A 13,172-nucleotide genomic window follows, 5' to 3' on the forward strand; every position below is an offset into this window, starting at 1 on the left:
CGGGGGCACTCAGGCTGCGGGCAGGACTTCCAGCACGCGGAGCTGGATGGCGTGGCCCTCGGGGGTCTGCCAGTCGATCACCTGGCCGGCGGCCAGGCCCAGCAGGGCGCTGCCGGCGGGAGAAAAAATGGAGACGCGGCCCTGGGTGGCGTCGGCCTCATGGGGCCAGGCAAGGGTCAGTTCGTATTCGCGGCCGGAATGTTCCTCACGGAAGCGGGCGCGGCGGTCGATGGCGATCACGTCGGCGGGCAGGTCGGCAGCGTCCACGACGCGGGCGCGCTCCAGCTCGTCGCGCAGGCCGTCCAGATCGCTGCGGTTGCGGGTGGGGGGCTTGGAGAGCAGGCCTTCCAGGCGCTCCAGGTCGTTGTTGGAAACGATGATTTCGGGTTTCATCACAGACTCCTCGGAATTGAACAAAAGAAAATGGCCGACACCGCGTGTTGCGGTTCAGCCATGCAGCACAGGCTATCAGAAGCTGCCGGGCAGGACAAACCTCCCGCCGCAGCCCCCGGGGCGGATCGCTTCCCGATCGGCTAGAATCGCTTTTTACGCAGACAGATCATCATCTTGAACGGCATTACGCTTGCCCTTTCGAAGGGCCGAATTTTCGAAGAGACCCTGCCGCTGCTTGCCGCCGCCGGGATCACCCCGACCGACAACCCGGAGAGCTCGCGCAAGCTCATCATCGGCACCAACCGCGAGGATGTGCGGCTGGTGATCGTGCGGGCCACCGACACCCCGACCTACGTGCAGTACGGCGCCGCCGACCTGGGCATCGCCGGCAAGGACACGCTCATCGAGCATGGCGGCGCCGGGCTCTACCAGCCCCTCGATCTGAACATCGCCAAGTGCCGCCTGTGCGTGGCCGTGCGCAAGGATTTCGACTACGCCGCCGCCGTCAAGCGTGGCGCCCGGATCCGTGTGGCCACCAAGTACGTGACCGCGGCCAAGGCCCACTTTGCCGCCAAGGGCATGCATGTGGACCTCATCAAACTATATGGTTCCATGGAGCTGGCGCCCCTGGTCGGGCTGGCTGACGCCATCGTCGACCTGGTGTCCACGGGCGGCACCCTCAAGGCCAACAATCTGATCGAGGTCGAGGACATCATGCCCATCAGTTCCCGTCTCGTCGTCAATCAGGCGTCCCTCAAGCTCAAGCGCGAGCTGATCCAGCCCGTGCTGGACGCCTTCGCCGGAGCCGTCAAACCATGAGCGAGCAGATCCGTCGCCTTTCGTCTGCCGATGCGGGCTTCACCGCGACCCTCGACGCCCTGCTGGCCTTCGAAGGCAGCACCGATGCGGCCATCGAGCAGGCCGTGGCCGACATCCTGCAGGCCGTGCGCCGGGATGGCGACCAGGCGGTGGTGGAATTCACCCGCCGGTTTGATCACCTGGATGCCGCCGACATGGCGGCCCTGGAACTTCCCCGGGCCGAGCTCGAGGCCGCCCTGGCCGGGCTCAGTGCCGAGCAGCGTCAGGCCCTCGAGGCCGCCGCCGAGCGGGTGCGCAGCTACCACGCCCGGCAGGTGCAGGAATCCTGGCAGTACGAAGATCAGGCGCCGGGAATGGCCGGCACCCGCCTGGGCCAGAAGGTCACGCCCCTCGACCGCGTCGGCCTGTATGTGCCCGGCGGTCGCGCGTCCTACCCCAGCTCGGTGCTCATGAACGCCATCCCCGCCAAGGTGGCCGGGGTGAGCGAGCTGATCATGGTGGTGCCCACCCCGCGGGGCGAGAAGAACCCCCTGGTGCTGGCCGCCGCGGCCATCACCGGTGTCGACCGGGTGTTTACCATCGGCGGCGCCCAGGCCGTGGCCGCCCTGGCCTACGGCACGGCGACCATCCCCCAGGTGGACAAGATCGTCGGCCCCGGCAACGCCTACGTGGCCAGCGCCAAGCGCCGCGTGTTCGGCACCGTTGGCATCGACATGGTGGCCGGCCCCTCCGAGGTGCTGATCATCTCCGATGGCTCCGGCAACCCCGACTGGGTGGCCATGGATCTCTTCGCCCAGGCCGAGCATGACGACCTGGCCCAGTCCATCCTGCTGTGCACCGACGCGACCTTCATTGCCCGGGTGGAGGAGAGCATCGCCCGCCTGCTGCCCGAGATGCCCCGCCGCGAGACCATCGCCACCTCCCTGAAGAACCGGGGCGCGCTGATCCTGGTGCGCGATCTGGCCGAGGCCTGCGAGATCGCCAACCGCATCGCGCCGGAGCACCTGGAACTGTCCCTGGCCGAGCCGGGCCCGTGGGTGGACCGCATCCGCCACGCCGGTGCCATCTTCATCGGTCACCACTCCGTCGAGGCCCTGGGCGACTACTGCGCCGGCCCCAACCACGTGCTGCCCACAATGCGCAGCGCGCGCTTCTCCAGCCCGCTGGGGGTCTACGACTTCCAGAAGCGCACCAGCCTGATCGACGTGTCCGAAACCGGCGCCCAGACCCTCGGCCGCATCGCCTCGGTGCTGGCCCACGGCGAAGGCCTGCAGGCCCACGCCCGCTCCGCCGAGATGCGCCTCAAGCCCTGAGCCGGGCAGGTTTTGCGTGGGGTCGAATGTATTCGACCTCCGCGCGCTGCATTATCGGTCTGCCTTTGATCGGAGTCCGCGGTCGAATGAATTCGACCCCACAGGGCTGTTTTGATCAGTCGGCGTCGGCGAGAAGCTCCAGGATGTCCTGCCCGTAGGCTTCGAGCTTGCGGTCACCCACCCCCGAGATGCTGCCCAGGTCCTCGATGCTGTCGGGGCGCTGGTGGGCGATGTCGCGCAGGGTGGCGTCGTGGAAGATCACGTAGGCCGGCACATTGCGTTCCCGGGCTGTGCTGGCCCGCCAGGCCCGCAGGCGCTCCAGCAGCGCTGCCTCGGCGCCGGTGGCTTCGGGCCACTCGCGCAGCTTGCGCGACGTATCGGCCTTGCGGCTCTTCTTCTGGGGCGTGGTGTCGATGCGCAGGGTGAAGCGGGACTCGCCGCGCAAGAGCGGCCGGGCTGCCTCGGTGAGGGTGAGGGCGCCGTAGCGTTCATGATCCACGGCCAGCGCGCCGTGGGCCACCAGCTGCCGGATCAGGGTGCGCCAGCCCTTGTCGTCAAAATCGGAGCCGATGCCGAAGGTGCTCACCTGGTCATGCTGCCATTCCTTGACCTTGTCGGTGGCCTTGCCCAGCAGCACATCCACCACATGCCCGGCGCCAAAGCGGCTGCCGGTGCGAAACACGCAGGACAGCGCCTTCTTGGCGGCCTCGGTGGCGTCCTGCACCTGGGGCGGATTCAGGCAGGTGTCGCAGTTGCCGCAGGGCGCCGAATCCTCGTCAAAATAACCCAGCAGGCGCTGGCGCCGGCAGCCGGTGGTTTCACACAGGCCCAGCAGGGCGTCGAGTTTGGCGGTGGCCACGCGCTTCACTTCGGCGTCGGCTTCGCCCTGGTCGATGAAACGGCGCTGCAGCACGAGGTCGGCCACGCTGTAGGCCATCCAGGCCTCCGAGGGCAGCCCGTCCCGGCCGGCGCGGCCGGTCTCCTGGTAGTAGCCCTCGATGGACTTGGGCAGATCCAGGTGGGCGACAAATCGCACGTCGGGCTTGTCGATGCCCATGCCGAAGGCGATGGTGGCCACCATCACGATGCCGTCCTCCCGCAGGAAGCGATCCTGGTTGGTGGCGCGCTCGTCGGCGGCCATGCCGGCATGGTAGGGCAGGGCGGCGATGCCCTTTTCCAGCAGCCAGGCCGCGGTCTCGTCCACCTTCTTGCGGGAGCTGCAGTACACGATGCCGGCTTCGCCCAGGTGCCCGTCCTTGAGAAACGCCAGCAACTGGGCGCGGGGGTTGTCCTTGGGGACGATGGTGTAGCGGATGTTGGGCCGGTCGAAGCTGGAGACGAACTCCCGGGCCTCCGTGAGGCGCAGGCGCTCGGCGATCTCGCGGCGGGTCTGGGCGTCGGCGGTGGCGGTGAGGGCGATCCGCGGCACCTGCGGGTAGCGCTCCGGCAGGATCGACAGCTGCAGGTATTCGGGCCGGAAGTCATGCCCCCACTGGGATACGCAGTGGGCTTCGTCAATGGCAAACAACGCCAGTTGGCCGGCTTCGTGGAGATGGTCGAGCAGGTCCAGGAAGCGCGGTGTGACCAGGCGCTCGGGCGCCACGTAGAGCAGGTCGAGCGCCCCGGCCAGAGTTGCCCGCTCGATCTCCATGGCCCGGTCGAAACTCAGGCTGGAGTTGAGGAAATCCGCCGCCGCGCCCACCTCCTTGAGCGCGCTGACCTGGTCCTGCATCAGGGCGATCAGGGGCGAGACCACAACGGCCACTCCGGGCCGCAGCAGGGCGGGGATCTGATAGCACAGGGACTTTCCGCCGCCGGTCGGCATCAGCACCAGCGCGTCGCCCCCGGCCGAGACGTGTTCGACGATGTCTTCCTGGGGGCCACGGAACTGGGCGTAGCCAAAGACGTGGTAGAGGGTTTCGCGGGCGCGGCTCATAGGGCCCGGATTCTACCCCGGCCGGCGTATGGGGTCAGAACAGCTTTGCCGGGCCGGAGAGGAGATCTTGAGTGACTTGGGGCAAGGTGCTTCACTTACTTGACGTGCACGTCACATAAACCTGCCTCCGCCGGCTAGAATCATGGCTTTTTCAGGGGTAAGGCCATGCAGGGACTGATCGATTTCGGGAGCGGCATCTACGCTGTGGACTCCGGCTACACGGGGCCGGATGTGGCGGCCATCCATCTGATCGAGGAGGGTGGTCGGGCGGCGCTGGTGGATACCGGCAACAACGAGTCCCTGCGCCATGTGCTGGCGGCCCTGGCCGAGACCGGCCTGTCTGCGGATGCGGTGGACTACGTGCTGCTCACCCACATCCACCTGGATCACGCCGGCGGGGCGGGTGCCTTCATGCAGGCCTTCCCCAACGCCAGGCTGGTGGTGCATCCGCGGGGTGCCCGGCACATGGCCGAGCCGTCAAAGCTGTTTGCCGGGGTGTCGGCGGTGTATGGGCCGGAGCGGGCGAAGGAACTGTATGGCGAGCTGATCCCCGTGCCCGTCGAGCGCATCATCGAGGCCGGCGACGGCCATGAGCTGAACCTGGGCGGGCGCGTCATCCGCGTCTTCGATACCCCGGGCCATGCCCGCCATCACGTGTGCTACTTCGACACGAAGAGCCGCGCCTTCTTCACTGGCGACACCTTCGGTCTGTCCTACCGGGCCTTCGATGTGGACGGGCGGCCGAGCATCTTCCCCACCACCACGCCGGTGCAGTTTGAGCCGGAGGCCATGCACGCTTCCATCCGGCGCATGGAGGCCGAGCAGCCCACCGCCATGTACCTGACCCACTACGCCCAGGTGCGCGACGTGCCGCGCCTGGCTGCGGACATGCACCGCCTGATCGACGCCCACGTGGCCATCGCCGAACGCCACGAGGCCGCCGAAGGCCGCAAGGAGCGGATCGAGCAGGACATCTGGGCGCTGGTGGGCGAGGAGGCCGCCCGGGCGGGCTGGGGCGTGCCCGAAGCCGAGTGGCGGCGCATCCTGGCTCTGGACGTGGAACTCAACGCCCAGGGGCTGGATGTGTGGCTGGACAGCCGCAAGGGCTGAGTCTGGCAAGGGCCGTTCAGCGGGCGGTGCCGAAGACCGTCTGCCACAGGGCCTGCACCCCCGCCGCCGCCTCGGCCACCTGGTCCCGTTCGACCCGCGAGGCCTGGTTGTTGAGGCGCAGGCCGTGCTGCAGGCGGCGGTATTCCCGGTACGAGTCGGCCACGGCGCTGGCCTGGTCGGTGGGGATCAGGCCGAGTTCGCCGGCCATGTGGAGCAGGGCGATGTTGCCCAGGTTGCCGCACAGGCTGGGGTGTTCATGGGCGTGGCCGAGGACCAGATACTGGACCATGAACTCCACGTCCACCAGGCCGCCCTTGTCGTGCTTGAGGTCGAACAGGTCGGTCTTGTTGGGGTGGCCGTCGGCCATGCGCTGACGCATGGCCAGCACCTCGTCGCGCAGCTTGGCCAAGTCACGCTTCTGGCGCAGCACCTCGATACGGATAGCCTCGAACTTGGCGCCGATGGCCTTGTCGCCGGCGCAGAAGCGGGCCCGGGTGAGGGCCTGGTGTTCCCACACCCAGGCGTTTTCGAGCTGGTACTGACGGAAGGATTCGAGCGACACCACCATCAGGCCGGAGTCGCCGTTGGGGCGCAGGCGCAGGTCGGTCTCGAAGAGCTGCCCGGCCGGGGTCTGGGTGGACAGCCAGGTGTTGGTGCGCTGGCCCAGGCGGGTGTACACCTCGGCGGCTTCGGGGGCGTCGTCGTCGTGGACGAAGACCATGTCCAGGTCGGAGGCATAGCCCAGCTCCTTGCCGCCCAGCTTGCCGTAGGCCAGCACGGCAAACTTCGGTTCGTCCCGGTGGCGGGTCTTGATCTTGCGCCAGCACATGGTGACGGTGAGGTCCACGATGATGTCGGCCAGGGCCGACAGGAAGTCGGCGTGGCGCTCGACGGTGAGCTTGCCGGCGATGTCCTTGGTGAGCAGGCGGAAGACCTGGGCGTGGTGCTGCTCGCGCATCAGGTCCATCTGGCGTTCCATGTCGGGCTCGATCTCGTCCAGCTGGGTGCTCAGCTCCCGGCGGAAGGCGCCCGGGTCGATCTCTTCCTCCAGCATCCGCGGATCAAGGGCTTCGTCGAGGAGGATGGGGTGGCGGTTGAGGAACTGGGCCGCCCAGGCCGAGGCGCCCACCAGCTCGGCCACCTTGTGCAGGGTCTGCGGATACTGTTGCAGCAGGGCCAGGTAGGAGCCGCGCCGGCTGATGGCGTCGAGCATGTCGAGGAGGCGCTCGAAGGTGGCGTTGGGGGCGGCGGTTTCGGCGGCGGCCTCGACCACCCGGGGGATCAGCGGGTCGAAGCGGGTCTTGATGGAGGGCGGCATCTGCAGGTAGCGGTTGCCGGCCTTGAGGGTGGCCAGGCGGCGGGCCGCCGCCGCCGGGTCGGGGTAGCCGAGGCGCTGGAACTCTTCGCCGCAGCGCTCCTCGTCGCCGGCGCAGGCCCACAGGTTGTCCAGGTCGTGGCCCTTTTCGGTGGGGTCGCCGAAGACGCCGTTGAAGTGGCGGGCAACGGCGGAGCGGTGGTCGTCAAGCTCGGCCAGCAGCGCGTCGTAGGAGCCGAAGCCCATGGCCCGGGCAACGATGGCCTGGTCGGCTTCGCCGGTGGGCAGGTTGTGGGTCTGGGCATCGTCCAGGTATTGCAGGCGGTGCTCTACCCGGCGCAGGAAGTCGTAGGCGGCGGCCAGCTCGCGCTCGGCCTCATGGGTGATGATGCCCCGCTCGGCCAGGCGGCCCAGCACCTTGAGGGTGGGCTTGATCTGCAGGGAGGTGTCGCGGCCGCCGCGGATCAGCTGGAAGACCTGGGCCAGGAACTCGATCTCGCGGATGCCGCCGGGGCCGAGCTTGACGTTATTGACCATGTCCTTGCGCGCCACTTCGCGGCGGATCTGGGCGTGCAGGTCGCGCATGGCGTTGATGGCGCCAAAGTCCAGATACTTGCGGAAGATGAAGGGCCGGGAGATGGCGTTGAGCTCGGCGCTGCGGATGCCGGTCATCACCCGGGCCTTGATCCAGGCGTAGCGCTCCCACTCGCGCCCCTGGGTGATGAAGTAGTTCTCGAGCATGTCGAAGCTGGCGACCAGGGGGCCGGATTCGCCGTTGGGGCGCAGGCGCATGTCCACCCGGAAGACCTGGCCGTCGCCGGTGAGGTCGTTGATGGCCTGGATCAGGCCGCGCCCGAGCTTGGTGAAGAACTCGAAGTTGTCGATGATCTTGGGCCCGGCGGTGCTGCCGTCTTCGGGGTAGACAAAGATCAGGTCGATGTCCGACGACACATTGAGCTCGCGTCCGCCGAGCTTGCCCATGCCGATGATGATGAATTCCTGCTCGCGCCCGTCCGCCGATACGGGTTGCCCGTGGCGGGCCACCAGCTGTTCGCGCAGCACGTCGTGGGCGGTCTCCACGGCAATGTCGGCCAGCAGGGTCATGGTCTCGGTGACTTCGCTCAGTTCGGCCAGGCGGGCGATGTCGCGCACCATCACGTGGCAGATCACCCAGGCCCGCAGCTTGCGCAACACCGTCTTGAGGGTGTTGTCGTCCACCTTCTCCTCACGCAGGTAATCGCGCAGGGCCGTGGCGTCCAGCGGGGTGGCGATGCTGGCGGCGAGCTTTTCGGCCAGCCACGGCCGGCTGTCGAGCTGGCGGCGCAGGAAGCGGGAGCAGGCGAGGGCGTGGAGGATGGGCTGGGGCAGGGCGATGGGCTGTTCGGACATGGCGTGGGCCGATTGGTAGAATACGGATTCGTTAATGTTCAACCCGTCTTATGTCTGCCGGACTGATTTTCGTCAAGCCTCATGCCGGATGCGTCTGCCTCCGCGGGTCTGTCCGGTCTTTGCGTGATGTAGCCGCCCCCGCGCGGGCATCCGCGGCCCCGATGAGCCCTCATCCTGCGCGTGGCTGAAGGCCGCCTGTCCTTTCTCCATCTGCCGCGCCTGTGCCTGCAACGTCTGGCGTGGGCGGGGGTGATCGCCTATTTCGTCTTCGGCCTGGCCTTCCTGGTCCTGCGCCATGGGGTGCTGCCCAAGGTGCCGGACTATCGGGGCGAGGTGGCCCAGATGCTGTCCCGCTCCCTCGGCCTGCCGGTGGACATTGCCAGCCTGTCGGCCGACTGGCAGGGCCTGCACCCGCGCCTGCAGATGGGCGGGCTGACGATCCGCGATGCCGCGGGGCAGGCGGCCCTGAGCCTCGACCGGGTGGATGCCGAGGTGGGCTGGAGTTCCCTGTGGCTGATGCGCCTGCGCCTGCATCGCCTGGAGATCGACTCGCCGCAGCTGGCCATCCGGCGCAATGCCGACGGCCAGGTGTTCGTGGCCGGCCTGCCGGTGGCCGCCGGTGGCGACCAGGGGGATTTCAGTAGCTGGCTGCTGGACCAGCGCCAGGTGGTGATCCGCAATGCCAGGCTGGAGTGGTCGGATGCCCTGCGGGGTGCGGAGACCCTGGTGCTCGACAAACTCGAGTTCCGTCTCGACAACCGGGGCGATCACCACCGCTTCGGCCTGCGCGCCCAGCCCCCGGCCCGCCTGGCCGCCGCCCTCGACCTGCGCGGTGATCTGCGCGGCCGTGACCCGGCTCGCCCCGCCGAGTGGCGCGGCGAGCTGTATGCCAGCCTCGACTACGCCGATCTGGGCGCCTGGCGGGTCTGGGTGGATTACCCCCTCGACGTGAGCGGAGCCGGCGGTGTCCGGGCCTGGCTGGAGTTGGCCGACGGCCGCCTGCTCGGTGCCACCGCCGACTTTGCCCTGCGCGATGCCCGCGTGCGCCTGGCCCCCGACCTGGAAGACATCGCCATGAGCGAGGCCGCCGGGCGCCTGCGGGTGCGGCGCGAGAAGGGCGGGCTGGAGGCCAGCGGCCGCAAGCTGCGCCTGCAGACCCGCGACGGCCTGGTGGTGGCCCCCACCGACTTCTTCCTGCGGGTCGACGAGGCCACCGCCACCACCCCGGCGCGGGGCGAGTTCGTGGCCAATCAGCTCGACCTGGGCGTGCTGTCGCGACTGGCCGGCCGCCTGCCCTTCGACGGGGGGCTGCGCAAGCGCCTGGCCACCCTGGCCCCGGCCGGCCGGGTCGCGCCGGTGGATCTCAAATGGAGCCTGAAGGACGAGGCGCTGGCCACCTACGCGGTGGATGCCCGCTTCGAGGGGGTCGGCATCGAGCCTCTGGGGGCCTGGCCCGGTTTTGCCGGTGTGGCGGGGCGGATCGCCGGTAACGAGAAGGGCGGGCGCTTCACCCTGAGTGGGCGGGATGCTGCCCTGGAGCTCCCCCAGGTCTTCCCCGAGTCCCACCTGCGCCTGTCCGAACTGGCCGCCGAGGGTAGCTGGAGTCACCCCGAGGGGGCCCTCGAAGTCACCCTGGCCAGCTCAAGCTTTGCCAACCACGATGCCCGCGGCACTGCCTCCGGGCGCTATCGGGCCACGCCTGACACCCCGGGCCAGATCGATCTCCAGGCCCACCTCACGGAGGCGGATGCCACCGCCGTGTGGCGCTACATTCCCCACGTGGTTGGCAAGACGGCCCGGGACTGGCTGCAGCAGGCCCTGGTGGGCGGCAAGGCGGCGGATACCCGGCTGGTGCTCAAGGGCGATCTGTCGCGCTTCCCCTTCCGCAATCCGCGGGACGGCAGCTTCCGGGTGGCGGCGCGCATCCGCGACGGGCAGCTTGATTACGCCCCGGGCTGGCCGAAGATCGAGGATGTGGCCGGCGAGCTGCTCTTCGAAGGCGCCGGCATGACGGTGAAGGCCCGCCACGGGCGCATCTTCGGCGTCGATTTGCAGGATGTCAGCGCGGTGCTGCCCGACTTCGAGAGCGACGCGGTGCTCACCGTCCGGGGGAGCGCCCATGGGGCGACCCAGGATTTCCTGCGCTTCATCGCCGAGAGCCCGGTGGCCGGCATGATCAACCACTTCACCGACCCCTTCCAGGCCGATGGGCGTGGCAAGCTCGACCTGCAGCTGGTGCTGCCCCTGCACAAGCTCAACCAGTCGCGGGTGAAGGGGGACTACCAGTTCACCCGCAACCAGCTTCAGCTCGATGCGGCCATGCCCGTCCTCACCGAGGCCACCGGGCGGGTCGAGTTCACCGAGAGCCAGCTCAATGTGCGCAGCGGCGCAGCGCGCATCTTCGGTGACCCGGTGAGCGTCTCCGGGGGCAGCCGGGCCGATGGCAGCATCCTCCTTAACGCCCAGGGCAGCCTCGGCATGCCGGCCCTGCGCAAGGAGCTGGGCCTGCCCCTGCTCGATCACCTGTCGGGCTCCGCGGCCTGGAAGGGCAGCATTACCGTCATGCCCAAGGGTGGGGTCGAGTTCGTGCTCGACAGCGGCCTGCTGGGGGTTTCGTCGAGTCTGCCCGAGCCCCTCAACAAATCGGCCACCGGAACGCTGCCCTTCCGCTTCGAGATGATCGTGCCGCCCGCCGGCGGGGTGCCCGGCGACACCCTCAAGCTGGCCGCCGGGTCGGTGTTCCAGGCCCAGTTCCAGCGCCGCCGGGAAGGCCGGCAGATGGTCATCGCCCGGGGCGGCATGGCCCTGAACGAGCCCGTCCGGCTGGCCGACAAGGGCGTGCTGGTGGCCGCTCGGGCCGACCGCCTGGATGCCGACGCCTGGCGCAAGGCCCTCGCTGGCAAGCCCGCGCCAGTGCCGGCCGACAGCGCCGAAAATGCCGACGCCGGCCACTTTCCCCTGTCCGGCCTGGCCCTGCGGGCCGGTGAGCTGCTGATCCTGGGGCAGCGTCTGGGTGACGTGAATCTGCGCGCCGTGATGGAGGAGGGCGGCTGGCAGGCCCGCCTCAGCAGCAAGGAGGCCAGCGGCGACATCCTGTGGCGCGACCAGGGCCGGGGCCGCCTGCAGGCACGTTTCAAGCAGCTTTCCATCGGCTCGGCCCAGGGCGCGCCGAAAAATGCAGAGCCGGCTGCCACCGACGAGGAGCGCCTGTCGGCGCTGCCCGGCCTCGACGTGACGGCCGACAGCTTCATCCTGCGTGGCCACGCTCTCGGGCGCCTCGATCTGAAGGCGGCCAACCGGGGGGACAACTGGCGCCTGGAGCAGCTCAGCATCGTCAGCCCGGATGGCAGCCTCAGTGGTGACGGGGTGTGGCGCCCCGGCGCGCGGGAGGAGACCCGCCTCAATTTCAAGCTCGATGTGGGCAGCGTCGAGAAGATGCTCAGCCGCCTCGGCTACCCCGAGGCCGTGCGCCGTGGCCAGGGCAATCTGGAGGGCCAGCTGGTGTGGAAGGGGCCGCCGACGGCCCTGCACCTGCCCAGCCTGGGAGGGCGGATGAACGTGCGGGTCGAGAGCGGCCAGTTCACCCAGCTCGAGCCCGGTGTCGGGCGCCTCCTCGGGGTGCTCAACCTGCAGGCCCTGCCCCGGCGCATCACCCTCGACTTTCGTGACGTGTTCTCCGAAGGATTCGCCTTCGACCGCATTTCCGGTAGCATCCGGCTCGATAGCGGCGTGCTGCGCACCGACGATCTCGAGATCTTCGGACCGGCGGCGCGAGTCTTCATGAGCGGCGAGGCCGACGCGGCGCGCGAAACCCAGAACCTGCGGGTCAAGGTGCAGCCGACCCTCTCCGAATCCATCGCGGTGGGCTCCGCCATCGCCACCACTGGCGCCATCAACCCGGCCCTGGGCCTGGCGGCCTACCTGGTCCAGAAGGCCCTGCGTGACCCTGTGGAAAAACTCTTCAGTTTCGAATACGCCGTGACCGGAGGCTGGTCCGACCCCAAGGTGGAGAAACTTTCGGACCTTCCCGTGGCCTCACCTCAACCTGCCGTGCCGTCAAGGACTTCTCCATGAACACACCGGTGTGCAGAATCGCCGCCATCCAGATGGTTTCCGGCCCGGACGTGGACCGCAACCTGGCCGAGGCGGACCGCCTGATCGGTGAAGCCGCCGCCGCGGGCGCGCGCCTCGCCGTGCTGCCCGAATACTTTCCCCTGATCACCAGCGACGAAACCGCCAAGGTGCGCATCCGCGAGCAGGAGGGTGACGGCCCGCTGCAGAACTTCCTGCGGGACGCGGCACGACGCCACAGGCTGTGGCTGATCGGCGGCTCCTGCCCCATGGAGGCCGGCAGCCCCGACAAGGTCAAGAACTCGACTCTGGTCTTCGACGATGAAGGCCGGCGGGTGGCCCGCTACGACAAGGTGCACCTCTTCGGCTTCCGCAAGGGCGACGAGTGTTACGACGAATCCGCGACCATCGAGGCCGGCAACGAGGTGGTCGCCTTCGAGGGGCCCTGCGGCCAGATCGGCCTGTCGATCTGCTACGACCTGCGCTTCCCGGAGCTCTTCCGCGCCATGGGCGAGGTGGACCTGATTGTCCTGCCCGCCGCCTTCACCTGGACCACCGGCCAGGCCCACTGGGAAGTCCTGCTGCGCGCCCGGGCCATCGAAAACCAGTGCTACGTGCTGGCCAGCGCCCAGGGCGGACGCCACCCCAGCGGCCGGCGCACCTGGGGCGACAGCATGATCATCGACCCCTGGGGCGAGGTGCTGGCGCGCCTGCCCGAGGGCCCCGGCGTGGTTGTGGCCGACCTGGACCCGGCTCGCATCGCCGACGTCCGCGCCAGCCTGCCTGCGCTGCGCCACCGCAAGATCAGTTAAACAAACCGAATTCA

General features: G+C 68.8%; 8 protein-coding genes. 5 read left to right on the plus strand and 3 right to left on the minus strand.

Annotated elements, in window-relative coordinates; translation table 11 throughout:
• Positions 1-9: 9 nt before the first annotated feature.
• Entirely contained in the window at positions 10-393 is a 384-nt protein-coding gene (rnk, locus tag L6Q67_RS03520) for a nucleoside diphosphate kinase regulator (protein ID WP_296565393.1), read from the minus strand.
• A gap of 174 nt (positions 394-567) precedes the next feature.
• Here rnk and hisG point away from each other — a divergent pair, with 174 nt between their 5' ends.
• Together hisG and hisD are read left to right on the plus strand one after the other, a co-directional pair.
• Positions 568-1,212 (plus strand): ATP phosphoribosyltransferase, encoded by a 645-nt coding sequence (gene hisG / locus L6Q67_RS03525; protein ID WP_296565395.1) that lies wholly within the window; start codon positions 568-570, stop codon positions 1,210-1,212.
• On the plus strand, positions 1,209-2,525 hold the full coding sequence (gene hisD, locus L6Q67_RS03530; RefSeq protein WP_296565397.1) for a histidinol dehydrogenase: 1,317 nt from the start codon (positions 1,209-1,211) through the stop codon (positions 2,523-2,525). The genes hisG and hisD overlap by 4 nt, the downstream gene beginning before the upstream one ends.
• A 115-nt stretch (positions 2,526-2,640) precedes the next feature.
• Here the strand turns inward: hisD and recQ are convergent, their stop codons facing one another.
• Positions 2,641-4,461 (minus strand): DNA helicase RecQ, encoded by a 1,821-nt coding sequence (gene recQ / locus L6Q67_RS03535; protein ID WP_296565400.1) that lies wholly within the window; start codon positions 4,459-4,461, stop codon positions 2,641-2,643.
• Positions 4,462-4,626: 165 nt separating this feature from the next.
• Between recQ and L6Q67_RS03540 the strand changes: the two genes are divergently transcribed.
• Positions 4,627-5,571 (plus strand): MBL fold metallo-hydrolase, encoded by a 945-nt coding sequence (locus tag L6Q67_RS03540; RefSeq protein WP_296565403.1) that lies wholly within the window; start codon positions 4,627-4,629, stop codon positions 5,569-5,571.
• A gap of 16 nt (positions 5,572-5,587) precedes the next feature.
• On the opposite strand, the gene glnE is transcribed toward L6Q67_RS03540, so the two are convergent.
• On the minus strand, positions 5,588-8,275 hold the full coding sequence (glnE, locus tag L6Q67_RS03545) for a bifunctional [glutamate--ammonia ligase]-adenylyl-L-tyrosine phosphorylase/[glutamate--ammonia-ligase] adenylyltransferase (RefSeq protein WP_296565405.1): 2,688 nt from the start codon (positions 8,273-8,275) through the stop codon (positions 5,588-5,590).
• Positions 8,276-8,455: 180 nt separating this feature from the next.
• Here glnE and L6Q67_RS03550 point away from each other — a divergent pair, with 180 nt between their 5' ends.
• The gene (locus tag L6Q67_RS03550; protein ID WP_296565408.1) at positions 8,456-12,349 is read left to right on the plus strand and encodes a YhdP family protein; all 3,894 of its coding nucleotides are present in this window, start codon (positions 8,456-8,458) and stop codon (positions 12,347-12,349) included.
• On the plus strand, positions 12,346-13,158 hold the full coding sequence (locus L6Q67_RS03555; protein WP_296565411.1) for a carbon-nitrogen hydrolase family protein: 813 nt from the start codon (positions 12,346-12,348) through the stop codon (positions 13,156-13,158). The genes L6Q67_RS03550 and L6Q67_RS03555 overlap by 4 nt, the downstream gene beginning before the upstream one ends.
• Positions 13,159-13,172: the final 14 nt, after the last annotated feature.

Source organism: Zoogloea sp. (genome assembly GCF_023150065.1).
In the GTDB taxonomy this organism is placed as follows: domain Bacteria; phylum Pseudomonadota; class Gammaproteobacteria; order Burkholderiales; family Rhodocyclaceae; genus Zoogloea.

What these genes read in the sequence shown, in the direction of transcription:
- rnk (WP_296565393.1), bottom strand. Translation starts at nt 393, where the DNA reads ATGAAACCCGAAATCATCGTTTCCAACAACGACCTGGAGCGCCTGGAA.
- hisD (WP_296565397.1), top strand. Translation starts at nt 1,209, where the DNA reads ATGAGCGAGCAGATCCGTCGCCTTTCGTCTGCCGATGCGGGCTTCACC.
- recQ (WP_296565400.1), bottom strand. Translation starts at nt 4,461, where the DNA reads ATGAGCCGCGCCCGCGAAACCCTCTACCACGTCTTTGGCTACGCCCAG.
- L6Q67_RS03540 (WP_296565403.1), top strand. Translation starts at nt 4,627, where the DNA reads ATGCAGGGACTGATCGATTTCGGGAGCGGCATCTACGCTGTGGACTCC.
- glnE (WP_296565405.1), bottom strand. Translation starts at nt 8,275, where the DNA reads ATGTCCGAACAGCCCATCGCCCTGCCCCAGCCCATCCTCCACGCCCTC.
- L6Q67_RS03555 (WP_296565411.1), top strand. Translation starts at nt 12,346, where the DNA reads ATGAACACACCGGTGTGCAGAATCGCCGCCATCCAGATGGTTTCCGGC.